Genomic DNA, 22198 nt, shown 5'->3' with positions numbered 1-22198 from the left:
TGCCTCCGCAGCTCCCCATTGCCGCACGTGAGTGGCTCATTTCGCTCCTAGCACGATCTAAGCCACTCACGTGCCCCACGAGGCGTCATGGTGCGGGCACGTGAGTGGCTTAGGTGGCCGCTGAGGCGAAATGGGCCACTCACGTAGCGAAAGGGCGGGGGGCGGGGGGCGGGGCGGGGGAAGCTACTCGGGCTTGGTTGCGCGGTGGATGGCGGCCATGCCGCCGGTGAGGTTCATCCAGGCGACGTCGTCCCAGCCGGCCTCGGCGATGAGCTCGGCCAGCGCTCGCTGGTCGTGCCAGTCGCGGATGGAGTCGGCGAGGTAGGTGTAGGCGTCGGTGTTGGAGGCGACGGGCTTGGCGATGACCGGCAGCGCCCGCAGGGCGACGTTGCTGTAGAGCTGGCGCAGCGGCTTCCAGGTCGGCTTGGACAGCTCGCAGATCACCAGGCGACCGCCGGGGCGGACGACGCGGGCCATCTCGCGGAGGGCGTCGACGGTGCCCTGGAAGTTGCGCAGCCCGAAGGAGACGGTGGCGGCGTCGAAGACACCGTCGGCGAAGGGCAGGTGCAGGGCGTCGGCGGCGATCTTGGGCACGGCCCGGCGGGCCCCGCTGCGGAGCATGCCGAGGGAGAAGTCGGCGGCCACGCACCAGGCGCCGGCGCTGGCGAACTCGACGGTGGACACGGCGGTGCCGGCGGCGAGGTCGAGGATCTTCTCGCCGGCCTTGGCGTCGAGCACCCGGCGCGTCCACTCCCGCCACCGCCGGTCGAACCCGAGGGTCATGACGGAGTTCGTCAGGTCGTAGCCCCTGGCCACGCCGTCGAACATCTCGGCGACCTCGCGCGGGTTCTTGTCCAAGCCGGCTCGCGACATGCCGCGAGCCTATGTCACCTCGCGCGCAGCGCGGCCAGCATCCCGGCAACGGCCGCCGGCCAGGGGAACTCCTCGGCCCGGGCGCGGGCGGCGGCACGGCGGTCGGCCTCGGGGTCGGCCAGCAGGGAAGCGACGGCGGAGGCGAAGGCGGGGGCGTGGTCGGAGACGGCGGCGCCGCAGCCGGGGGCGACGATCTCTCGCAGGGCGGACGAGGCGGAGACGACGATCGGCGTGCCGGAGGCGAGGGCCTCCAGGGCGGCCAGGCCGAAGGTCTCGTGCGGGCCGGGGGCCAACGAGACGTCGGCGGAGGCGAGCAGGGTGGCAACGTCAGGACGGGACGACACGAAGCCGAGGAAGGTGATCGGCAGGCCGGCGGCGCGGCGTTCGAGGGCCTCTCGCCGGGGACCGTCGCCGGCGATGACCAGACGCACGTCGTGACCGGATTCGTGCAGCTCGGCGACGGTGTCGACGCTGCGTTCCACATGCTTCTCGGGCGACAGCCGGCCGCAGTGGACCATGAGCGTCCCGGCGCCGCGAGCCAGGTCGTCCCTTACTGCCGTGTCACGCCGCCAAGGCGTGAATTCGCGCAGGTCGACGCCGAGGGGGACGCGGCGGACGTTGGTGGCGCCGATGCGGTCGAACTCCTCGCGGGCGAAGTCGGTGGTGCAGACCACGGTGTCGTAGCTGGCGGCCATCCGCCGGTTTGCCCAGTCCGCGCCCAGCACGGCCGGCCGGTGCGGCACGAGGAACTGCTCCAGCAGCCGGTCCAGGCGCTCGTGGGAGATGACGACGCTGGGCACGCCGCGCTCCCGGGCCCAGTGCCCCATGCCACGCAGCGTGAGCCGGTCGGAGACCTCCAGCCGATCCGGTTCGAGCCGGTCGAGCAGCGCCCGCACCCGCCACGGGTCGACGGCGCGATAACCGCCCGTACCAGGGATGACCGGCGCGCGGAGGGTGATCCGCTTGACGCCGGAGGGCAGCCGTTCGCACGACGGCGTGCGGCCGGGGACGACGAGGAACACCTCGTGGCCGTGCAGCACGTAGCCGGCGCCGAGGTGGTGCAGCGCGGTGCGCAGCCCGCCGGATCGTGGTCCGTAGAAGTTGGCCAGCTGGACTACGCGCACCGAGACTCCGGCTGGTCGAGCAGCTCGGCGTAGTGCCCGAGCAGCTCGTCGCAGACCGCCGGCCAGGTCCTGGCCTGCACGGCCCGCCGGGCGGCCGCACCGAAGGCGGCCCTGGTGGCGCCGTCGCGCAGCAGGTCGATGCTTCGTCGCAGCCCGGCCGCGAACTCGTCGTCGGCCCACGGCGGCAGCAGGAAGCCGGTGCGACCGTCGTCGATCAGGTCGGACGGGCCGCCGGCATCCGGTGCGATCGCCGGCAACCCGGAGGCCAGCGCCTCCTGCACGGTCTGACAGAACGTCTCGTGCGGGCCGGTGTGCACGAAGACGTCCAGGCTCGCGTAGACCCGGGCCAGCTCCTCGCCGGTCGTCAGCCCCAGGAACGCGGCCCCGGGCATCTTGTCCCGCAGCAGCTGCTCGTCGGGGCCGGCGCCGACGACGACCACCCGCACGCCCGGCACGTCGTTCAGCGCGGCCAGCCGGTCCACCCGCTTCTCCGGTGCCAGCCGGCCGACGAAGCCGACGAGCAGCTCGCCGTTGGGGGCCAGCTGCCGGTGCAGCTTGCTGTCCCGCTTGCGCGGGTCGTACCGCTCGACGTCCACGCCCCGGCCCCACCGGTGCACCCGTGGCACGCCGCGCTCCCGCAGCTCGCGAACGGCCCAGGTGGACGGCGCCAGCGTGCGGGTGGCGAGGGTGTGCAGCCGCTTGGTCCACCGCCATGCGGTACGAGCGCCGAGCCCGAATCCGTAGGAACCGGCGAATCCCGCGATGTCGGTCTGGTAGACGGCGATCGTCGGCAGGCCGAGCTTGCGGGCCGCGGACAGCCCGCGGGCGCCGACCACGAACGGCGACGCCAGGTGCACCACGTCCGGCTTGAAGTCGGCCAGCGCGGTCAGCACCCGGCGGGTCGGCAAGCCGACCGGCAGCGAGGCGACGAACGGGAAGTCGACGGCCGGCAGTCGCACCACCGGGGTGTCCTCGTGCCGGTCGGGACCGGCCCCGGGCGCGACGACCAGGCTCTGGATCCGGTGCCGGCGCAGGTGCGCCAGCACCTGGACAACGGAATTGGTCACGCCGTTGACCTGCGGCAGGAAGCTCTCGGTGACGATCGCGACGCGCACCCGCCCAGCGTCCGCGCCCATCCCGTACACGGGGTGACCGGTCGGCGAACGCTGCCCGAAATCCTCAGGTCAGCCATTGGCGCGTGGCCGGCCGGCCCGCAGACTTGATCTGGTGATCTCCGGGACGTCACCTCTGCTTCTCGTCGGCGACACCGACCGCGTTCACGCTCGGGTGGCGTGACCCTCTTGTCCTCCCGATCGATTCAGCCGGTAGATCCCGGGCTGCTGTCCCGGGCACTGGAGGTCGCCGGCCGGCTGGCCAACGACGCCTCCGACGTGATCACGGCGACGGCCGGCCGGGGCGCGCGGCCGGAGTCCAAGGACTCCCCGTTCGACTGGGTCACCGACACCGATCGCACCCTGGAGCGGCACACCCGCCGCGTGCTGGCCAGCGAGTTCCCCGGCATCCCCGTGCACGGCGACGCTTTCGGCGCCGACGAGGAGATCAGCGCCGCGCCGTACCGCTGGGTGGTCGACCCGGTCGACGGCACCACCAACTACGTGGCCGGCATCCCGTGGTGCGCCTACAGCCTCGCGCTGCTCGACGAACACGGCCCGGTGGTCGGCGTCGTCGCCGACCCGTATCGGGCGCAGATCTACGCCGCCGCCCGCGGCCGCGGCACCCGGGCCAACGGAACACCGGTCAAGCTGGTGGACAAGACCGAGGTCGCCGGGGCCGTGATGTGCACGGAGTGGACGAAGACCGGCCCGTGGCCGGGTATGGACAGCTTCATCGCCCGCGCCGCCAAGGCCCGTGCCGGCGTACGGGTGCTCGGCTCGGCCGCGCTGTCCGTGGCGCAGGTCGCGCTGGGCCACGCCGCCGCGGCCGTGCTGCACAGCTACCACGAGTGGGACGTCGCCGGCGCGGTCGCGCTGGCCGTGGAATCCGGCGCCGTCGTGCTGGACCGGCGCGGCTCCGGCGATCCGCTGCCCCTGGACGGCCTGCTGGTCGCGGCCCCGGGCGTGGCGGACGAGGTACTCACGTGGTGGCAGGAGTCCTTGGACGCCGAAGCCACCAGATCAGTCCAGCCGCGACTGCCCATGTGATGCCGACCATCATGCCCACCGGCAGGAAGGCCAGGCGGTAGTCCCGGCCGGCGACGCGGACCAGGTCGTCCGGGTGGCTGGTGTCGTACTCGACCTGCACCCGCTGGCCCGCCTGCAGGTCCTGCGGGTAGAGCACGCCGTTGAACGGGCTGTGCGACGAGCCGTCGGGCGTGGTGAACCTCACCACGGTCCGGTCGAAGGCGACGGAGAGCACGTCGGCGTCGGCGTGGCCCATCCGGGATTCGATCGCGTGGTCGTCCCGCCAGGCCCCGGCGATCAGCAGCAGGCCCATCACGGTGAGGAGAACGGCCAGGGACACCACGGCGATCAGCCAGCCACGACGGGCCGGCGTGAGATTGTCCATGCCGAACAACGCCCAGCGCGGCCGCTGCCGGCCGGCCGTGTCCGCCGGTCGGGCCACGACTGCGTTCTCCACCACAGCGCCCGAGTGTAGGCCCGCTCCGGGTCACGGTCCGCCGGACCGCGCTCTACGCTCGAAGGCGTGATGACCGCTCCGAACGCCCGTGCCACCGGTCTCCGTGCCCGCAGCCGGGTGGTGGCGACCGACGAGGACCTGCTCCGGCTGCTGCCGTCCGCCGACGGCGCGCTGGCCTGGGTGATGCGGGGCGAGGGGCTGGTCGGCTGGGGCGAGGCCGCCCGGTTCGAGCCGTCCGGCGCGGACCGGTTCGAGCAGGCCGACCTCTGGTGGCGGGACTACGCGGCGGGCATCGACTGCGCGGACGAGGTGGGGCTGCCCGGCTCCGGGCCGGTCGCGTTCGTCAGCATGGCGTTCGCCGACGATCCCGGCTCGTCGGTGCTGGTGGTGCCGCGGGTGCTGGTGGGGCGGCGGGACGGCATCACGTGGGTGACGGAGATCGGCGAGTCGGCGGAGAGCCCTTTCCAGGCGGTGGAGCCGGTCCGCAAGCCGTCCACGATCCGCTACTCCGAGGGTGAGCTTTCCGTCACCGACTACCGCGACGCGGTGGCCAAGGCGGTGGGCCGGATGCGGGCCGGGGAGCTGGCGAAGGTGGTGCTGGCGCACGACCTGATCGCCAACACCGATGAGGCCATCGACCCGCGTTTCCTGTTGCACGGGCTGTCGGCCAAGTACCCGAGCTGCTGGGTCTTCTCGGTGGACGGCCTGGTCGGCGCGACGCCGGAGATGCTGATGCGGCGTGAGGACTCGCGCGTCTACTCGCGGGTGCTCGCCGGCACGATGTGGCCGCACGCCGGTGTGGACGCCGACGAGCTGGCGCAGGAGTTGTTGGCGTCGGCGAAGAACCAGGGCGAGCACACCTATGCCGTCGAGTCGCTGGCCGAGGCGCTGCGGCCGTTCTGCTCGTCGATGTCGGTGTCGCCGCGGCCGCACGTGCTGCGGCTGCCCAACGTGATGCACCTGGCCAGCGATGTCGCCGGCGAGCTGGCCGGCGAGTCGTCGCTGCTGCGGCTGGCCGGGGCCGTGCACCCGACCGCCGCCGTCGGCGGGACCCCCCGGGCCAAGGCCGTGGCCACGATCACCGAGCTGGAGGGCATGGATCGCGGCCGGTACGCGGGCCCGGTCGGGTGGGTCGACGCCAACGGCGACGGCGAGGTCGGCATCGCGCTGCGGTGCGCCCAGGTCGCCGGTTCGTCGGTGCGGCTGTTCGCAGGCGGCGGCGTGGTGCCGGACTCCGATCCCGACACCGAGGTCGCCGAGGCCGCCGCGAAGATGATCCCGATCAGGGACGCCCTGGAGCGCGCCGACTAGCAGCGCACGTCGTCGGCCGGCCGGGTGCGACGGCTCCTTCGAGCGGCGTCGCCGGGTCGCGTTCGTTCCGCACCAACAGCCAGGTGACCAACATCTTCGTGAAGATCACACTCTCGACTGTGCCAGCGATTCCGCGAACCTGGTGCCGTCCGCCTTGGCGAAGATGAACGCCACCCGGATCACCAGGGGCTCGCCCTCGACGCTCAGTTTGAACCGCACCTTCAACAGCCCGCGCTTGACGTCGCTCAACGTGATCAGCGACCGAGGGATGCGCGCGACGACCTTGGACTTCTTCGTCGTGATCCCCGGCCGGAGCAGCAGCAGCCGTCGATCCGTGAGCACGAGGTAGAGCATCGACGGCGACACGGTCGCCGCCATCATCCCGCCGGACAGCACCGCCGTCGCCACCGCGACGCCGACCTTCTCCCCCATCGACGCCGTGCTGACGCTCGCCTGCCCGAGCAGCTCCACCCGCTCCCGCGGCGCCAGCTCCGGCCCGAGCGCCTCCGTCAGCGGCCGCTGGTCCCTGGCTCTCATGATCCGCCTTCCGTCGAGGTTCGCGCCCATCCTCGGTGGCGCGGCCACGCCGGAACATCGGGGAAATCACCATGGGACGCTGTGGATCGCCCTGTGGATAACCCTGTGCACAACTCTCCAAGCTGTGGACAACCTGGGGACAAAGCGGCGCTCGCCCGGGCAGAGGGCCCGGGCGAGCGCCGTCTGGATCAGCGCTGGGACTGCGCCAGCAGCGCCTGGGTGCGGTCGATCTCGGTGACGGACTTGGGCTTCACCGGAGCGGCGTGGGCGGTGGCGACGCCGGCGGGAAGGGAAGGCCGAGCCGGGGTGAAGAGCCACTGCTGGAACAGGTCGTGCAGGGGCTTGCCGGAAACCTTCTCGGCGACACCGATGAACTGGTCGATGGTGCCGTCGCTGTACTCGCGGGCGGCGATCCACGCCTTGAGGATGGCGAAGAAGGCGTCGTCGCCGACGGCGGTGCGCAGGGCGTGCAGGGTCAGCGCCCCGCGGGTGTAGACGCCGAAGCCGGAGAACTGGTGGTCGGCGCCGGGGTCGCCGGTGAGGATCTGCCAGCGCGGGTCGGAGGCGGGGGCGGAGTTGTAGTAGTAGTCGAACAGCTGCTGGGCGGTGCCCTCACCCTCCTTCTCGGACCAGAGCCACTCGGCGTAGGCGGCGAAGCCCTCGTTCAGCCAGATGTCGCTCCAGTGGTGCACGGACACGGCATCGCCGAACCACTGGTGGGCGTTCTCGTGCACGATCACGGACAGGTCGGCGCCGGCGTTGAAGAAGCCGGGGGTGTAGACGGGGCGCGTCTGGTTCTCCAGCGCGAAGCCGAAGTCGACGCCGGGCACGACGCCGCCCTCGGCCTCGAAGGGGTAGGGCCCGAAGAGGGTGGACTCCCACGCCAGCACCTCGGGCGTCCGCTCGACGCTGGCGACGGCGGCGTCGTGGTTGGCGCCGATGGCGGTGGAGTAGGCGTTGATGACGGGCTTGCCGTCGGGGCCGGTGGAGCGGCGCAGGTCGTACTTGCCGATGGCGATGAAGGTCAGGTAGGTGGCCTGGGGCTTGGTGCTCCGCCAGTTCCACCGGGTCTGCCCGAGCCGGCTGGACGAGCTGACGAGCGTGCCGTTGGACACGACCTGCGTGCCGTCGGGCACGGCCACGGACACGTCGTAGGTGGCCTTGTCGGTGGGGTGGTCGTTGGCCGGGTACCAGAAGGCGGCCATGTGCGGCTCCTGCACGGCCTGAGCGCCGTCGGGAGTGCGCAGCCAGTCCTGCTCGCCGTTGATGGTGACCTGCGACGGAATCCCGTCGTACCGCACGACGACGGTGATCGTGCTGCCCTTGGCCAGCGTCTTCGACGGCGTGATCACCAGCTTGGACCCGGTGCTGGTGTAGGTGGCCGGGAAGTTGTTCACCAGCACGGAATCGGTGTGCAGCCCGAAGTCGAACGAGAACTGCGACAGGTCCTGGGTGGCGGTGGCCAGAATGGTCGCGGTGCCGCTGATCTGGTCGGTCGACGGCTGGTACTGCAGGCGTAAGTCGTAGTGGCCGACGTCGTAACCGGTGTTGCCGTCGGTCGGGTAGTACGGGTCGCCGACGGACTGCCCGCCGGGGCTCCCACCCGCGGCCGACGCGGTGCCGGCCAGCAGCAGCCCGGCGACGGTGGTCGCGAGCGTGACGAGCATGGTGGATCTCAAGGCGAACCTCCCCGTTCGGAACAACAAGCCCGAACGTAGAGAGCCGCACCCGAGGGCACTACCCAACGTTAGTAGGTTCCTACGCAGCGAGATCAGTCGGTCAGGACTGCCTCTTCGACCACGGAGCGCAGTCGGAAATGCCGATCTCGCAACCGAGTGCGATCGGCACGGACCTCGACGACCTGGATTCCGGTCGCCGGGGCGAGCGCGTCCCGGAACTCGCCGGCGGTGCGGACCAGCGTGTGCGGCACGCCGTAGCCGGCGCACAGGGCGGCCAGGTCAGCGCCGTGAGGAGTGCCGAAAACCCGCTCGAACGAGTCGGCGTGCTCCGGGGAACCCTGTTCCAGCAGGGAAAAGATGCCGCCGCCGTCGTCGTTGAGCACGACAACGGTGAGGTTGGGTCGAACCTCGCCGGGGCCGATGAGTAACCCGTTGATGTCGTGGAGAAACGTCAGGTCGCCGACGAGGGCGTAGCCGTGCTCGACCCCGAGGCTCACGCCGACGGCGCAGGAGAGGGTGCCGTCGATGCCGGCCAGCCCGCGGTTGGCGAACAGGTGCAGGTCGGCACGGTGTGCCGCGGCCAGGTCGACGTCGCGGACCGGGTTGGAGGAGCCAAGGAAAAGCGTTGCGCCGTAAGGCAATGCGTCCACGAGTTCGCGGGCGACGTGCAGGCCGGTCGGCCACGGCTCGTCGGCGAGGAACTTGTCCACAGCGGACTTGGCGCTCACGTCGGCGTCCTGCCACCGGGACAGCCACGCGTCCCCGAACCGAGGCGGCTCGACCGCGAGCGGGCCGGTGACGTAGTCGGCCTCATGTTGCGGATCGGTCCACTGTGGATGATCGGATATCACGTGCACGACAGGGGTTTCGCGGATGACCCGCTGCACACCGCGACTCAGCGACGGATGCCCGACGACCAGCAGTGAGTCCGGCCGCAACTCCGCCGGGAGACCGACGGCGAGCATGAGCGAGCCGGTGGCGATGGTGTCGCCGGCCGCGGCGGCCAGCGGCTCGACGATCACCGGCCAGCCGGCCGCCGCGGCGAACGAACTCGTCGCGCGGGCGATCTCCGGGGAGATGTCGCCGACGACGACCAGGGTGCGCTCGCCGAGATGCCCGATCTCCGTTGCGCCGGAACGGCTTTCCGCAACCGACGACACCGAGGTCCACGGCCGGTCGTCGGGGCGGCCTTCCAGCGATCCGGGCCAGTCGTCGTCGCCGTCGGGCACCAGCGGCTCCCGGAACGGGACGTTGAGGTGCACGGGCCCGTCCGAACGCAGCGACCGACAGACCATGCCGCGCCACACGGCGTTCTGCCCCGCGCGGCGCTCCGCCATCGGGAAGTCCGCGGTGGACACCAGCGCGCCGAAAACCCCGTGCTGCACGGTGGTCTGGCTCGCGCCGGAGCCGACCAGCTCGACCGGCCGGTCGGCGGTCAGGGCGATCAGCGGCACGTGGCTGTGGGCGGCCTCCAGCATCGCGGGGTGCAGGTTGGCCACGGCCGTCCCGGAGGTGCAGACCACGGCGACCGGCCGGCCGGTGCCGCGGGCGATGCCGAGCGCGAGGAAGCCGGCCGACCGCTCGTCGATGCGGACGTGCAGCGTGAGCCGCCCCGCGACGGCCGCGTGGTGCAGGGCGATCGCCAGCGCGGCATTGCGTGATCCAGGACACAGCACAACCTGCCGCACGTCGTTGCGGACGAGTTCGTCGACCAGGACACGGGCCTGCGCGGTGGACGGGTTCACCCGCCTATTCTCCCAGGTGTGCCTGATGAACACGTGTCCGACTTGTTCGACCCGAGCGCGTGGCGCGCCGTCGACGGCTTCGACTTCACCGACATCACCTACCACCGTGCGGTGGACCAGGGAACCGTGCGCATCGCCTTCAACCGCCCCGAAGTGCGCAACGCCTTCCGCCCGCACACCGTCGACGAGCTCTACGTCGCCCTCGACCACGCCCGGATGTCGTCCGACGTCGGCTGCGTGCTGATCACCGGCAACGGTCCCTCCCCCCGCGACGGCGGCTGGGCCTTCTGCTCCGGCGGCGACCAGCGCATCCGCGGTCGCGACGGCTACCGGTACGCCACCGGCGACACCGCCGACACCGTCGACAAGGCCCGCGCCGGCCGCCTGCACATCCTCGAGTGCCAGCGGCTGATCCGGTTCATGCCCAAGGTCGTCATCGCCGTGGTCCCCGGCTGGGCCGCCGGCGGCGGGCACAGCCTGCACGTGGTGTGCGACCTCACCCTGGCCAGCGCCGAACACGCCCGGTTCAAGCAGACCGACGCCGACGTCGGCAGCTTCGACGCCGGCTACGGCTCGGCCTACCTGGCCCGCCAGACCGGCCAGAAGTTCGCCCGCGAGATCTTCTTCCTCGGCCGCCCCTACACCGCCGAGCAGGCCCACCAGATGGGCATGGTCAACGCCGTCGTGCCGCACGAGGAACTCGAGAAGACCGCCCTGGAGTGGGCCCGTGAGGTCAACGGCAAGTCCCCGACCGCGCAGCGGATGCTCAAGTACGCGTTCAACCTGATCGACGACGGCCTGGTCGGCCAGCAGATCTTCGCCGGGGAGACCACGCGGCTGGCCTACATGACCGACGAGGCGGTGGAGGGCCGCAACGCCTTCCTGGAGAAGCGGGACCCGGACTGGTCCGACTACCCGTACTACTTCTGATGGCCCGTGAGCTGCGGGCGCTGCCCGTCCCGACCCGGCCGGCCGAGGTGCTGGCGCTGCTGCCGACGCTGGCGGCGGCGCTGGCCGGCGACGGCCCGGCGCTGCTGCCGGTGACCGACCAGGAGCCGGGCCTGCCGGCGGCGCTGGGCGTGGACCGGCCGGTGGACGACCGGATCGCGCTGGTGATCGGCACGTCGGGGTCGACGGGCGCACCGAAGGGCGCCTTGCTGTCATCCGACGCCATCAAGGCGTCCGCGATGGCCACGCATGCCCGGCTCGGCGGGCCGGGCACGTGGCTGCTGGCGATGTCGGCGCGGTACATCGGCGGCCTGCAGGTGCTGATCCGCTCACTGCTCGCGGACAACGAGCCGGTCGTGGCCGATCTCACGGACGGTTTCCGCGCGGAGAACTTCACCAAGGCGGCCTTGGCCGCACTGGAGGCGCCAGGGCGGCACTACACCGCCCTGGTGCCGACCCAGCTGACCCGGCTGATGGCCGACGACAGGAGCCTGGCGGCGCTGCGCGGCTTCGACGCCATCGTGCTCGGCGGCGCCGCCATGCCCGAGGCCCTGCGGCAACGCGTCGAAGACGCCGGCGTCAACGCCATCCCCTCGTACGGCATGAGCGAGACGGCCAGCGGCTGCGTGTACGACGGCGTGCCGCTGGACGGCGTCGACATCCGGCTCAGCGACGGCCGCATCGACATCAGGGGCCCGATGCTGGCCGACGGCTACCGCAACTTCGACGGCGAATCGCCGTTCGTCGACGGCTGGTTCCACACCAGCGACCTCGGCCGCTGGCTGGACGACGGCCGGCTGGAGGTGATCGGCCGCATCGACGACGTGATCAACACTGGCGGCGTGAAGGTCGCTCCGCTGCTGGTCGAGCGGGCTCTGACGGCGGTCGACGGCGTCACCGACGCCTGTGTCGTCGGCCTGCCGCACGCGGAGTGGGGCCAGATCGTCGCGGCGGCGGTGGTCGCCGAACCCCAGCCGAACGAGGCGCGGCTGCGGGAAGCCGTGCGCGAAGCCGCCGGGCGGGCGGCGGTGCCGAAGCTGATCCGGTTCTTGCCGGCGCTGCCGCTGCTCGGACCGGGCAAGGTGGACCGAGCGGCCCTCAGGAAGGCACTCGGCTGACCGGCAGAGGCGTCGCGCGGCAACGTGAGCAATTCACGGGCACATCGCCGTACCACGTTGAGTAGTCACGAAGTCGCCGATTCGCTCGGTGCATGCGAAAGACACCCCTGCTTGTGGCGGCAGCCACCGCCCTGACCCTGGCGGCCGCCGCACCGGCCACCGCCGCGACCACGTCCTGGACCGCCGATCTGGCGTCGCACAACGAGGACGACAGCAACATCGCCAACAACGACGGCGTCGTCCGGCTGGCCGGCGGCCCGGCCCACGCCGCCACCGACCAGCTGGACCTGGAAACCGGGATCATCATGTTCGACCCGCGCCGGCTGCCGGCGAAGTCGAACTCCGTCTCGGCCACTGTGGACGGAGACGTCCCGGCGGATTCCGAGCTGGCGGTCGATGTCCGTGGCCTGCGCGCGGACGGCCAGTGGACGGAATGGACGGAGGCGACCCCGGACGCGCCGGCGGTGCTGCCCGAGGCCAGCGCGACCGTCCAGGTCCGGATGATGCTGACCGCCCCGTACGGCTCGACGGGTCCGGCGGCCCGCAAGCTGACGCTGACCGCCGGCAACTCCATGGCCGCGGCGGCGGCGCCGAAGGCGGCGAGGTCGTACAAGGTGTTCGCGACCCGCGAGGGCCTGGTCGGCGGCACGACCGCCAACGGCCACAAGATCAAGTCTCGGGATCACTTCGTCGCCCTGCCGTCGGGGAAAGCCTTGTCCCCCAACGGGAAGAAGACGTACCAGGTGAAGGTCTGCGCGGCCAACGGCCGGTGCGAGACGGCCCCGGTGTGGGACGTCGGCCCGTGGAACACCAAGGACGACTACTGGAACCCGAAGGCCAGCCGGCAGTCCTGGAAGGACCTGCCGCAGGGCAAGCCGGAGGCGCAGGCGGCGTACCAGAGCGGCTACAACGGCGGCAAGGACCAGTTCGGCCGCAAGGTGGCCAACCCGGCCGGCATCGACCTGGCCGACGGCACCTTCCTCGACGGTCTCAAGCTGACCGACAACGCCTGGGTGACCGTCACCTATCTGTGGACGTAACCCCTGGTTGACGGGCGGCCGTGGCCGTGTCGGAAGATGACGGCATGGCCACGGTCGCACAGTGGATCGAGGGTGCCCGCCCGCGCACCCTGCCCAACGCCATCGCCCCCGTGCTGGTGGGCAACGGCGCCGCGCTCGCGCTCGGCGCGTTCGACGTGACGCGGGGCGTGCTCACGCTGGTCGTCGCGCTGGCGCTGATCATCGGCGTGAACTTCGCCAACGACTACTCCGACGGCGTGCGCGGCACCGACGACGTGCGGGTCGGCCCGCTGCGGCTGGTCGGTTCCAAGGTCGCGAAGCCGGCGACGGTGCGGCTGGCCGCGTTCGTCTGCTTCGGCGTCGCGGCGGTCGCCGGCCTGGTCGTGACCGTGCTGAGCGGCTCGTACTGGCTGATCGCGGTCGGCGCGCTGTGCATCGCCGCCGCCTGGTTCTACACCGGCGGCAAGCGCCCGTACGGCTACGCCGGCCTGGGCGAGCTGGCCGTGTTCCTCTGCTTCGGCCTGGTCGCCGTGCTGGGCACGCTGTACGTGCAGGCCGGGCAGTTCAGCGGCTACGGCATCGGCGGCGCGGTGGCGATCGGCTGCTTCTCCAGCGCCGTGCTGGTGGCCAACAACCTGCGCGACATCCCCACCGACACCGCGACCGGCAAGCGCACGCTGGCCGTGCTGATCGGCGACCAGGACACCCGCACCCTGTACCTGGGCCTGATCGTGGTGCCGTTCCTGGTCAGCATCGTGGGCAGCTTCCGCGACGGCTACCTGCTGCTCGGCTTCCTGGCGCTGCCGCTGCTGGTGACCAGCGCCCGCAAGATGATCAAGGGCGCCACCGGCAAGGCCCTGATCCCGGTGCTCCGGGACACGGGCCTGGCCATGCTGCTGTGGGCCGTCGCCACGGCCGTCGGGCTGGCGCTCGGCGGGGCCTAAGCCTGCGCGAGGACCGCGTCCATCGTCTCCATGATCGACACGGTCTCGTCCAGCGGCATCAGCGGGCTCTCGGTCTCGCCGGCGGACAGCCGCAGCGCCACCTCGTCGGCCTGATGCCGCAGCCCCCGGCCCTCGTGCTCCGACTCGAACACCGTCGGCTCACCGGAGCGCGGGACCAGCCGGACCGTGGTCGGGGCGTAGAAGTCGCCGTCGATCTCGATCCGGGCGTCGGTGCCGACGATCGCCGCCCGGGTCGGGCTCTTGGCCCGGAGCGTGCAGGTCAGCACCGCCTGCGCGCCGCTCTCGTAACCGAAGATCATCGAGGTCTGGCCGTCCACGCCGGTGAACGCCGCGTCGATCATGGTGACGATCTTGCTCGGCGTCCCCAGCACCATGGACGCGAACGACACCACGTAGACGCCCAGGTCGAGCAGCGCGCCGCCGCCCAGCGCGGGCGCGAACAGCCGGTGCTCGGCGTCCTCGGTGAACCACTGCCCGTGGTCGGCGGTCACGGTGACGATGTCGCCGAGACCGCCGACCAGCTCGCGGACGCGTCGCACGTGCGGCAGGAACCGGGTCCACATCGCCTCCATCAGGAAGACGTTGTTGTCCCGCGCCACCTTCACCAGCTCACGCGCCTCGTCGGCGTTCATGGTGAACGGCTTCTCCACCAGAACCGCCTTGCCGGCGCGCAGAGCGAGCAACGCGTTGGGGTGGTGCAGCGGATGCGGCGTGGCGACGTAGACGGCGTCGATGTCGGGATCGGCGGCCAAGTCCTCGTAGCTGGCGTGTCGGCGCTCGATGCCGAGCCGGTCGGCGAACGCGTCCGCCGACGCCTGGCTGCGTGAGCCGACGGCCACCACCGTGCCGGAGTCGGTCAACTTCAGGTCGGCCGCGAACGCCCCCGCGATCCCGCCCGTGCCCATGATTCCCCACCGCACCGGATTGCTCACCGCGCGTGCCCTCGTCTCAGGTTCGGCTCCCGCTGACGAGTCGACCGTAGTCGAGACCGGCGTACCAGTCGCCACGGCCGGCCGGCGTCAGGTCGAGCAGATGCCAAACCGGGGCCAACAGGTCGATGCCGCGCTCCTGGATGTCCTCGCTCATCCGCGGCCGGGTCGTGTAGTGGTGCCGGACCGCGCCGTCGGCGTCGCGGACGAACACGGAGATGGTGGAGTCCTGGTTGCCGTCTTCGTCCTCGCTGCGCAGATCACGCTTGAACGTGTTGTCCCCACAGGAAAGCAGCCGCAGTTGATCCCAGCCGCGCTCGCGGCCGTAGCGCTGGAGATCCTCCGGCTCGGCCGCGGCCGCCACCGCGAAGTCGACGTTGCGGGCGATGTGCTGGGCGACGCCGTTGAAGCCGTCGATCCACATCGTGCACATCGGACACGGCGTCGTCTGCCGCTTGCCGTACATCAGGTGGTAGACGATGAACGGCCGGTCGGTGACGAGGTCGTCGAGCGTCACCGTGCCGTTGTCCTCACGGAAAACGTAGTTCGGCATCACCGGCCCCGGCGGCAGTTCGCGGCGCTGCCGGGCGACGCGTTCGCGCTGCCGCATCAGCTCGATCTCGGCCAGCCGCAGTTCCTCGCGGGCCCTGCGGTACTCGGCGGACTCGGTCAGATTCGTGTACTCCATCAGACAGCCCTTCCGGTGAAGGCGACGAGTCGTTCCAGGGTGTTTACGTCCGGGCCGACCGGCACCTCGGCGGCGAACTGCTCGCCGTCGCGGACCTGCGGCGTGATCAGGCCGCGGGCGAGGTCCAGGACGTAGGCGCTCAGCTTGTCGTCGGCCTTGAAGTCGACACCGGTGGCGACGGCGAAATCCCAGCCGTGCACGAGGAATTCGACCGAGAGGATGGCGGAGGCCAGCTCGGCGGGGATTTCGCCGAGGCGGGCGGTGACCGTCCCGTCGAGGCCGCGGGCGCGCCAGGCCTCGATGGAGCGCAGCCCGGCGTCGGCGACGCGTTCCTCCGGTGTGCCGTCACCGGCTTCGAACGGCCGGCCGGCCATGCCGGCGAGGCTGGTCAGCGACCCCAGCAGGTGGTCGAGCAGGTCGTCCACGGTGAACTTCGCGCACGGCGTCTTGTCGGCGCCGTGCGACGTCCCCACGGCGCGCAGCACGCGCAGGCAGATCGCCAGCGACGCCTCGGCGGCGGTCAGGGGATTCGGGTCGTCGCCGAGACCGGCGACCTCGTCGGGGCCGGCGTCGCCGATGATCGTCACGGTCCGCAGGCGCTGGAGGAAGTGCTCCCAGCCCTCGGCGTGGGCCTTGGCCTGCACGTCGGAGAGGCCGTCGTGCACGAGCCGAACCTCGGTGCCACCGGCCGAAGGCGCCAGCGTGACCTCCACAGTGGACGAACCGGGCGGAACCTCCTCGGCTCCCTCCCATCCCCAGGCGTAGGCCAGCCGGCGCGCCGGCTCGACCGCCGTGTAGGCGCCGACGGCGGTGTGGCCCGGGGCGATCAGCCACCGGAACTCGCCGCCGACCCGCAGGTCCGTCCGGCCGGCGATGAGTTGCCACCGGCGCAGCTTCGCCGGCTCGGTCAGCCAGCCGTAGGTCTCCTCGGCGCTCGTCGGCACCAGCACGCTCACGTCCACGCTCATCTCAGGCTCCCATCTATTTTAGTCGCGGCTAAAGCTAGACCCGGGCGCCGCTGTCCGCAAGCTTTAGTCGGGGCTAAACTGGTTGGGTGGACGCGCTGCACGCGGTCGCCGAACCGCGCCGGAGGGAGATTCTGCGCCTGGTGTGGGACGCCGAGCGCTCGGCCGGCGACGTCGCCGCGCACTTCGACGTGACGTTCGGCGCGGTGTCGCAGCACCTCGCCGTGCTGCGCAAGGCCGGGCTGGTCAGCGTGCGCAAGGACGGCAACCGGCGGCTCTACCGCGCCGACCGCGCCGCGCTCGGGCCGCTGGCCGCGTGGCTGGAGTCGATGTGGTCCGCCGAACTGGACACGCTCGCCGCGCTGGCCGAACAGGTCGAGCGGGACAACGCCGAACAGGAGGGACGGTCGGCATGACCGAGCCGTCGACGCAGGCCCCGGAACTGGTCGTGGAGCGGCGGATCAACGCGCTGCCGCCGACGGTCTTCTCGTTCTTCACCGACCGCGACCGCTGGCTGTCGTGGCAGGGCGAGGAGGCCGAGATCGACCCGCGCCCCGGCGGCGTGTTCCGGATGAACGTCCGCGAGGGCAACGTCGCCTCCGGCCGGTTCGTCGCCGTCGAGCCCTACCACCGGATCGCGTTCACCTGGGGCTGGGAGACCCCCGACACCCCGGTGCCGCCCGGTTCGTCCACCGTGGACATCACGCTGCGCCCCGACGGCGCCGGCACCGTGCTCACCCTCACCCACCGCGGCCTGCCGCTGGACCTGTTCCAGTCGCACGGCATCGGCTGGAACCACTACATGGACCGCCTGGTCGTCCGCGCCGAGGGCGGCGACCCCGGCCCGGACGAGGGCGCCGAGGAGTAGCTCAGGCCGTCCACTCGCCGGTGGCGAAGAACTTCTCCAGGGTCTGGGTGTGCGGGCGCAGGTCCAGGCCCTGGGCGGCGACCCAGTCGTCGTCGTAGTACGTGTTCCCGTAGCGCTCGCCGCCGTCGCAGAGCAGGGAGACGACGCTGCCGGGGCGGTCGTGGCGGCGCATGCCGGCGATGATCTGGAACGCGCCCCACAGGTTGGTGCCGGTGGAGCCGCCGACCCGGCGGCCGAGCAGGTCCTGGACGAAGCGGATGGTGGCGATGGAGGCGGCGTCCGGGACCTTGATCATGTGGTCGATGACGTCGCCGACGAAGGACGGCTCGACGCGCGGCCGGCCGATGCCCTCGATGCGGGAGCCCTTGCAGCCGGTCAACGTCGGCGACGCGGACTGCCAGGCGTCGTAGAAGACCGAGTGCTCGGGGTCGACGACGGCGAGCCGCGTGCACAGCCGGCGGTAGCGCACGTACCGGCCGATGGTGGCGCTGGTGCCGCCGGTGCCGGCGCCGACGACCACCCACGCCGGCTCGGGGTGCTGCTCGGAGGCCATCTGGTCGAAGATCGACTCGGCGATGTTGTTGTTGCCCCGCCAGTCGGTGGCCCGCTCGGCGTGGGTGAACTGGTCCATGAAGTGCCCGCCGAGCTCGCCGGCCAGCCGCCGCGACTCGTCGTAGATGGCGCCGGGCTCGTCCACGAAGTGGCACTTGCCGCCCTGCCGCTCGATGAGGGCGATCTTCTCCCGGCTGGTCGACCGCGGCATCACGGCGATGAACGGCAGCCCGAGCAGCCGGGCGAAGTAGGCCTCGGACACGGCGGTCGACCCGGACGACGCCTCGATCACGGGTGTGCCCTTGGTCACCCAACCGTTGCAGATGGCGTACAGGAACAGGGACCGGGCGAGGCGGTGCTTGAGAGAACCGGTCGGATGAGTTGACTCGTCCTTGAGATAGAGGTCCACGCCCCACTCCCGCGGCAGCGGGAAGGTCAGCAGGTGCGTGTCGGCGCTGCGGTTGGCGTCGGCCTCGATGATGCGGACGGCCTCACGAACCCAACATCGGGTGGCGTCGGCGCTCACTCGGACCCCTCCCCGCGCAGCTGCGCCCGCATCTTCTGACGCTCGGCGCGACGCTCGATGAGCGCGGCGGCGATCCGGGCGTTCAGCCCCCGCAACAGCACCATGGACAGCGGCCAGGCCAGCACGAGCCCGACCGCGACGGCGATGAGCAGCGGCACGTGGGCGAGCGTGAGCAGGAACGCGATGACCGCGAGCAGCCCGATCCGGGCCGCCGTGTACAGCGCGATGTCACGGCCGAAAGTGCTGGTCTCCACGGCTGCCCAGGTTACTCGGCCCGCGGCGCCGGCTCCTCCGGGCTGTTCGGCCGGCCCTCGAACCGGGTGGACAGCACGACGGTGGTGTTGGTCCTGGCCACGCCGTCGATCCGGCGCAGCCGGACCAGGGTCCGCTCCAGGTCGTCCACGGTGGCGACCCGCACCTTCACCACGAACGCCTCGTCGCCGGCGACCGCGTAGCAGGACTCCACCTCGGGCAGCCGGGCCAGCGCGGCGGCCACCTCGTCGTCGTCGGCCGTGTCGGACGGGTGGATGCCGACCAGCGCGGTCACCCCCAGGCCGACCAGCCGCGGGTCGACGACCGCGTGGTAGCCGGTGATCACGCCGGAGGACTCCAGTTTGCCGACCCGCTCGTGCACGGCCGACGCGGACAGGCCGACCTGGCGGCCGAGGTCGGCGTATGTCGCCCTGCCGTTGGTGCGCAGCGCGGCGATGATCTGACGATCCAGGGCGTCCATTGGGGAATCCTAGGACTTAACGAGGTCCAGACCCGGGGCGGCGTAGAACGAGTGACCATTGGTGCACCTTCGGCGGAGCCCCTGCCGGGCCGGCCGGTGCAAACGAATGCACCCGTGCCCGTTTTTGTACCTTTTGGGCCTTACTACCTCTTTACCTCCACCCAAGCGTTCGAGTACCCGCAGGGTGAGATGCCACGATGCGACCGGAACGCCCGAACCAAGCGACTGGGAGGTCGAGAGTGACCGCGACCGTGCCGCACCCCCGCCAGCACGCCGGAGAGCGCCTGCTCACCCCCGGCGAAGTGGCCACCCTGTTCCGTGTCGACCCGAAGACCGTCACCCGCTGGGCGACCGCGGGCCGGATCGGTTCCATCCGCACCCCCGGCGGCCACCGGCGGTTCCGCGAGTCCGAGGTGAAGACCCTGCTGGCCGAGCTGACCACCGAGGCGACGGAGCCGGTGCGTAACGCCTGAGCGGCACACCCCGAACCCACTGTTCACGAGATAGTCTCGGAGCAGTTGACCGGAGGTGCCGAATGGTCTACTTGCTCGCGGTGATCGGGGCGTTGGCCGTGGCCTACCTGCTCTGGCGCGCGTTCGGATCCGACCGGGTGCGCGTGGGCAGCAAGGCCAAGCGCGGCGTCGGGCCCGATGACGACCCCGAGTTCCTGCGCAAGCTGGCCGAGCAGGCCAAGCGTCACCGCGAGGACGGCACCCCGCCGGGCTGACGGGCCAGGTGCTCGGCCGCCACCAGCAGGAGCACCACCGCGGCGAGCACGGCGAGTTGGGCGACGGCCGATCCGGTCGCTCCCACCACCGTGCTGGCCGCGGCGAGTACCGCGGCGACGCCTCGGGTCCAGTTCGACCCGAGGTGCAGCACGAGCCGCAGCAGCACGTCCCCGACCAGGTAGAGCGCCATGCCGGTGCCGACCGCGAGCGCGGCCGGCACCGGCAGCGCGTCCCACGGGTGCGCCACGGTCTTCTTCACGCCGGCGGCGAGCACGATGATGCCGCCGAGCAGCAGCCGACGGCCACCACCGTCTCGCCGAAGGCGATGATCAGCACCAGCCCGTGCCGCTCGACGAAGTGCGGGGCACGCACCGAGATCCCGGTCGGGAGCCGGACCAGGGCGCTGATCCACAGCGCCGCCGCCACGACCGCCCAGCAGGCCCAGCGCCACGGACCGGCCGGCACCGCCGCCGCGGCGAACAGCAGCAGCGGCACGATCAGGTTGGACGGCAGCACCCGCAGGATGCCGTGTCGGTTGCCGGGATCCGTCGTGGTCAGGAACAGGCCGGAGTGCACGAGCACGATCACCAGGTACGCCACCGCGAACACCCAGCGGTTCTCGCCGAAGGCGGCCGGCACGGAGATGGCCAGCACCAGGTAGGCGATCGTGGCCAGCACCAGCAGCGAGCGGGCGCTGGACCTGCGCGGCGGCACCGCGTTGGTCAGCCACGCGTAGGCGCCGTACATCCACCAGATCACGGCCAGCAGCAGCGCCGTCCGCGCCAGCCCGACCAGGTCGAGCTCGTGCGACAGCACCGAGGTCAGCTGCGTGATCGTGCTGCGCCGATCTTATGGGGCGAAAACCAGATCGAAGAACAGTTCCAGGCTGCTGACCCGCAGCTCCTCCTGATTCGACGCGGCCTCGGCCGGCGCGGCCACCGCCGGCTCAGCGCGCGGGAAAGTCGTCGGCGACCGTGGCCGCCAGCTCCAGCAGCGCCAGCCGGGTGTCCGGGCTGAGCCGCTCCAGCTCGATCTCCGCGCCCTCCTCCAGGTGCGGGTCGAACGGGATGCGCACGACCGCCCGGCAGCGGCTGGCGAAGTGCTGGGACAGCTTGTCCAGGTCCACCTTGCCGGCCCGCGGCCGCACCGAGTTGATCACGGCCACGGAGCGCCGGATCAGGTCACGGTAGCCGTGCGCCTCCAGCCAGTCGATGGTCGCCGACGCGCTGTTGGCGCCGTCCACCGAGCCGGACGAGACGATCACCAGCGAGTCGGCGAGGTCGAGCACGCCGGCCATGGCCGAGTGCATCAGGCCGGTGCCGCAGTCGGTGAGCACGATGTTGTAGAAGTGCTCGAGCAGGTCGACCACGCGCCGGTAGTCGTCCTCGCTGAACGCCTCCGAGACGGCCGGATCCTGTTCGCTGGCAAGGACTTCCAGCCGGCTCGGGCCCTGCGAGGTGTAGGCCCGCACGTCGCTGTAGCGGGTGATCCGCTTGGCGTCGCGCAGCAGGTGCCGCACGGTCGCGGTGGTCTCCAGCGGGATCTTCTGGCTGAGCGTGCCGCGGTCCGGGTTGGCGTCCACCGCGATCACGCGGTCGCCCCGCAGCGAGGAGAACGTGGAACCGAGCGTCGTCGTGGTGGTGGTCTTGCCGACGCCGCCCTTCAGGCTCAGCATCGCGATCTTGTAGCAGCCGCGCAGCGGCTGGTTGATCCGCGAGATCAGCTCGCGGCGGCGCACGTCGGCCGGGCTCTCGCCGAGGTTGACCAGGCCGCCGGTGAGCTGGTGCAGGCTGCGCCGCCAGCCCGACTGCGGCGGCCGCTTGTTCTGCTTGATCAGCTCCTGCGGGGACAGCGCGTTCTGCTGGCCCGGCTGCGGCGGCCGCTGCTGCTGGCCGTACGGCTGCTGCGGATAACCACCCGGCTGGGGGTAGGGCTGCTGCGGGTAGCCAGGCTGCGGGGCCGGCGGCTGCTGGGGCTGCTGCTGGGACGGGTCCACGTAGTACGAACCCGAGGACGCCGGGTCCACCGGGTACGGGCCGGACTGACCGCCGCCGACCGGATAGGGCCCCGACTGGCCGCCGCCGACGGGATACGGACCGGACTGACCGCCGCTGACCTGGTACGACCCGGAGGACGAGGGATCGACGGGGTGCGGACCGGACTGGACGGCCTGATCCTGGCCGGGCGCCTTCCAGCCCTCGGACTCATCAAAACGACCGGTCACCGCTGGGGTCCTCCCTGCGCTAGCGGATCGAGACCTCCCCGTCCGTTGACGACGGTAGTAGGCGCGTT

General features: G+C 71.6%; 26 protein-coding genes. 10 read left to right on the top strand and 16 right to left on the bottom strand.

What is annotated here, in order from left to right:
* Positions 1-183: 183 nt before the first annotated feature.
* From BJ998_RS21625 to BJ998_RS21615, 3 genes are read right to left on the bottom strand one after another with little or no spacing between them, the layout of a single operon-like run.
* The gene (locus tag BJ998_RS21625; RefSeq protein WP_184864300.1) at positions 184-873 is read right to left on the bottom strand and encodes a demethylmenaquinone methyltransferase; all 690 of its coding nucleotides are present in this window, start codon (positions 871-873) and stop codon (positions 184-186) included.
* 14 nt (positions 874-887) lie between these two features.
* Positions 888-1997, bottom strand: coding sequence for a glycosyltransferase (locus BJ998_RS21620; protein ID WP_184864298.1), 1110 nt, complete (start codon positions 1995-1997; stop codon positions 888-890).
* The gene (locus BJ998_RS21615) at positions 1988-3112 is read right to left on the bottom strand and encodes a glycosyltransferase family 4 protein (protein WP_312890265.1); all 1125 of its coding nucleotides are present in this window, start codon (positions 3110-3112) and stop codon (positions 1988-1990) included. Before BJ998_RS21615 ends, BJ998_RS21620 begins: the two co-directional genes overlap by 10 nt.
* Positions 3113-3289: 177 nt before the next feature.
* On the opposite strand from BJ998_RS21615, the gene BJ998_RS21610 reads away from it, so the two are divergent.
* Positions 3290-4159, top strand: coding sequence for an inositol monophosphatase family protein (locus tag BJ998_RS21610; RefSeq protein ID WP_184864294.1), 870 nt, complete (start codon positions 3290-3292; stop codon positions 4157-4159).
* Here BJ998_RS21610 and BJ998_RS21605 read toward each other — a convergent pair.
* Positions 4092-4598, bottom strand: a complete 507-nt coding sequence (locus tag BJ998_RS21605) for a DUF3592 domain-containing protein (protein ID WP_312890264.1) — start codon at positions 4596-4598, stop codon at positions 4092-4094. The genes BJ998_RS21610 and BJ998_RS21605 overlap by 68 nt on opposite strands.
* Before the next feature lie 66 nt (positions 4599-4664).
* On the opposite strand from BJ998_RS21605, the gene BJ998_RS21600 reads away from it, so the two are divergent.
* On the top strand, positions 4665-5906 hold the full coding sequence (locus BJ998_RS21600; protein WP_246489418.1) for an isochorismate synthase: 1242 nt from the start codon (positions 4665-4667) through the stop codon (positions 5904-5906).
* A gap of 105 nt (positions 5907-6011) precedes the next feature.
* Here the strand turns inward: BJ998_RS21600 and BJ998_RS21595 are convergent, their stop codons facing one another.
* From BJ998_RS21595 to menD, 3 genes are all read right to left on the bottom strand, one after another.
* Positions 6012-6443 (bottom strand): PH domain-containing protein, encoded by a 432-nt coding sequence (locus BJ998_RS21595; protein ID WP_184864292.1) that lies wholly within the window; start codon positions 6441-6443, stop codon positions 6012-6014.
* 188 nt (positions 6444-6631) lie between these two features.
* The gene (locus BJ998_RS21590) at positions 6632-8110 is read right to left on the bottom strand and encodes a M1 family metallopeptidase (protein WP_184868846.1); all 1479 of its coding nucleotides are present in this window, start codon (positions 8108-8110) and stop codon (positions 6632-6634) included.
* A gap of 104 nt (positions 8111-8214) precedes the next feature.
* Positions 8215-9867, bottom strand: coding sequence for a 2-succinyl-5-enolpyruvyl-6-hydroxy-3-cyclohexene-1-carboxylic-acid synthase (gene menD / locus BJ998_RS21585; protein ID WP_184864290.1), 1653 nt, complete (start codon positions 9865-9867; stop codon positions 8215-8217).
* An 18-nt stretch (positions 9868-9885) separates the two neighbouring features.
* Here menD and BJ998_RS21580 point away from each other — a divergent pair, with 18 nt between their 5' ends.
* The 4 genes from BJ998_RS21580 to BJ998_RS21565 all read left to right on the top strand — a co-directional run bounded on the left by BJ998_RS21580 (position 9886) and on the right by BJ998_RS21565 (position 13896).
* Positions 9886-10797, top strand: coding sequence for a 1,4-dihydroxy-2-naphthoyl-CoA synthase (locus BJ998_RS21580; RefSeq protein ID WP_184864288.1), 912 nt, complete (start codon positions 9886-9888; stop codon positions 10795-10797).
* On the top strand, positions 10797-11933 hold the full coding sequence (menE, locus tag BJ998_RS21575) for an o-succinylbenzoate--CoA ligase (protein WP_184864286.1): 1137 nt from the start codon (positions 10797-10799) through the stop codon (positions 11931-11933). Before BJ998_RS21580 ends, menE begins: the two co-directional genes overlap by 1 nt.
* Before the next feature lie 92 nt (positions 11934-12025).
* Positions 12026-12973, top strand: a complete 948-nt coding sequence (locus tag BJ998_RS21570) for a DUF8814 domain-containing protein (RefSeq protein WP_184864284.1) — start codon at positions 12026-12028, stop codon at positions 12971-12973.
* 44 nt (positions 12974-13017) lie between these two features.
* Positions 13018-13896 (top strand): 1,4-dihydroxy-2-naphthoate polyprenyltransferase, encoded by an 879-nt coding sequence (locus BJ998_RS21565; RefSeq protein ID WP_184864282.1) that lies wholly within the window; start codon positions 13018-13020, stop codon positions 13894-13896.
* Here BJ998_RS21565 and BJ998_RS21560 read toward each other — a convergent pair.
* The 3 genes from BJ998_RS21560 to BJ998_RS21550 are packed head-to-tail and all read right to left on the bottom strand — an operon-like array spanning position 13893 to position 16502.
* Positions 13893-14837, bottom strand: coding sequence for a Gfo/Idh/MocA family protein (locus tag BJ998_RS21560; RefSeq protein WP_312890561.1), 945 nt, complete (start codon positions 14835-14837; stop codon positions 13893-13895). The two genes, BJ998_RS21565 and BJ998_RS21560, sit on opposite strands and share 4 nt — an antisense overlap.
* A gap of 28 nt (positions 14838-14865) precedes the next feature.
* Positions 14866-15534 (bottom strand): DUF899 family protein, encoded by a 669-nt coding sequence (locus BJ998_RS21555; RefSeq protein ID WP_184864278.1) that lies wholly within the window; start codon positions 15532-15534, stop codon positions 14866-14868.
* Positions 15534-16502: a TIGR03086 family metal-binding protein gene (locus BJ998_RS21550; RefSeq protein ID WP_184864276.1), complete on the bottom strand. Its 969-nt coding sequence runs from the start codon at positions 16500-16502 to the stop codon at positions 15534-15536. Before BJ998_RS21550 ends, BJ998_RS21555 begins: the two co-directional genes overlap by 1 nt.
* Positions 16503-16588: 86 nt before the next feature.
* Here BJ998_RS21550 and BJ998_RS21545 point away from each other — a divergent pair, with 86 nt between their 5' ends.
* Positions 16589-16915: an ArsR/SmtB family transcription factor gene (locus BJ998_RS21545; protein WP_184864274.1), complete on the top strand. Its 327-nt coding sequence runs from the start codon at positions 16589-16591 to the stop codon at positions 16913-16915.
* On the top strand, positions 16912-17367 hold the full coding sequence (locus tag BJ998_RS21540; protein ID WP_184864272.1) for an SRPBCC family protein: 456 nt from the start codon (positions 16912-16914) through the stop codon (positions 17365-17367). Before BJ998_RS21545 ends, BJ998_RS21540 begins: the two co-directional genes overlap by 4 nt.
* Before the next feature lies 1 nt (position 17368).
* Here the strand turns inward: BJ998_RS21540 and cds1 are convergent, their stop codons facing one another.
* Genes cds1 through BJ998_RS21525 form a run of 3 tightly spaced genes read right to left on the bottom strand, consistent with a single transcriptional unit; the run spans position 17369 to position 19178 of the window.
* A complete protein-coding gene (gene cds1 / locus BJ998_RS21535) occupies positions 17369-18445 on the bottom strand; it encodes an L-cysteine desulfhydrase Cds1 (RefSeq protein WP_184864271.1) in 1077 nt (358 codons plus the stop codon).
* The gene (locus tag BJ998_RS21530) at positions 18442-18699 is read right to left on the bottom strand and encodes a DUF4229 domain-containing protein (protein ID WP_184864270.1); all 258 of its coding nucleotides are present in this window, start codon (positions 18697-18699) and stop codon (positions 18442-18444) included. Before BJ998_RS21530 ends, cds1 begins: the two co-directional genes overlap by 4 nt.
* A gap of 11 nt (positions 18700-18710) precedes the next feature.
* A complete protein-coding gene (locus tag BJ998_RS21525; RefSeq protein WP_184864269.1) occupies positions 18711-19178 on the bottom strand; it encodes an Lrp/AsnC family transcriptional regulator in 468 nt (155 codons plus the stop codon).
* 239 nt (positions 19179-19417) lie between these two features.
* On the opposite strand from BJ998_RS21525, the gene BJ998_RS21520 reads away from it, so the two are divergent.
* Complete coding sequence (locus BJ998_RS21520) at positions 19418-19651, top strand: BldC family transcriptional regulator (protein ID WP_043721356.1); 234 nt, start codon at positions 19418-19420, stop codon at positions 19649-19651.
* A gap of 62 nt (positions 19652-19713) precedes the next feature.
* On the top strand, positions 19714-19905 hold the full coding sequence (locus BJ998_RS21515; protein ID WP_184864268.1) for a hypothetical protein: 192 nt from the start codon (positions 19714-19716) through the stop codon (positions 19903-19905).
* Here the strand turns inward: BJ998_RS21515 and BJ998_RS21510 are convergent.
* The 3 genes from BJ998_RS21510 to BJ998_RS21500 form a co-directional block, all read right to left on the bottom strand.
* The gene (locus BJ998_RS21510) at positions 19875-20165 is read right to left on the bottom strand and encodes a hypothetical protein (protein ID WP_312890262.1); all 291 of its coding nucleotides are present in this window, start codon (positions 20163-20165) and stop codon (positions 19875-19877) included. The two genes, BJ998_RS21515 and BJ998_RS21510, sit on opposite strands and share 31 nt — an antisense overlap.
* Positions 20162-20722, bottom strand: a complete 561-nt coding sequence (locus BJ998_RS21505; protein WP_184864266.1) for a low temperature requirement protein A — start codon at positions 20720-20722, stop codon at positions 20162-20164. Before BJ998_RS21505 ends, BJ998_RS21510 begins: the two co-directional genes overlap by 4 nt.
* 130 nt (positions 20723-20852) lie before the next feature.
* Positions 20853-22130 (bottom strand): MinD/ParA family ATP-binding protein, encoded by a 1278-nt coding sequence (locus BJ998_RS21500; protein WP_184864264.1) that lies wholly within the window; start codon positions 22128-22130, stop codon positions 20853-20855.
* Positions 22131-22198 lie beyond the last annotated feature (68 nt).

The sequence above is a fragment of the Kutzneria kofuensis genome, assembly GCF_014203355.1.
GTDB lineage: Bacteria > Actinomycetota > Actinomycetes > Mycobacteriales > Pseudonocardiaceae > Kutzneria > Kutzneria kofuensis.
The sequence above is the reverse complement of the archived record's forward strand: the minus strand, read 5'-3'. Positions and strand labels throughout refer to the sequence as shown.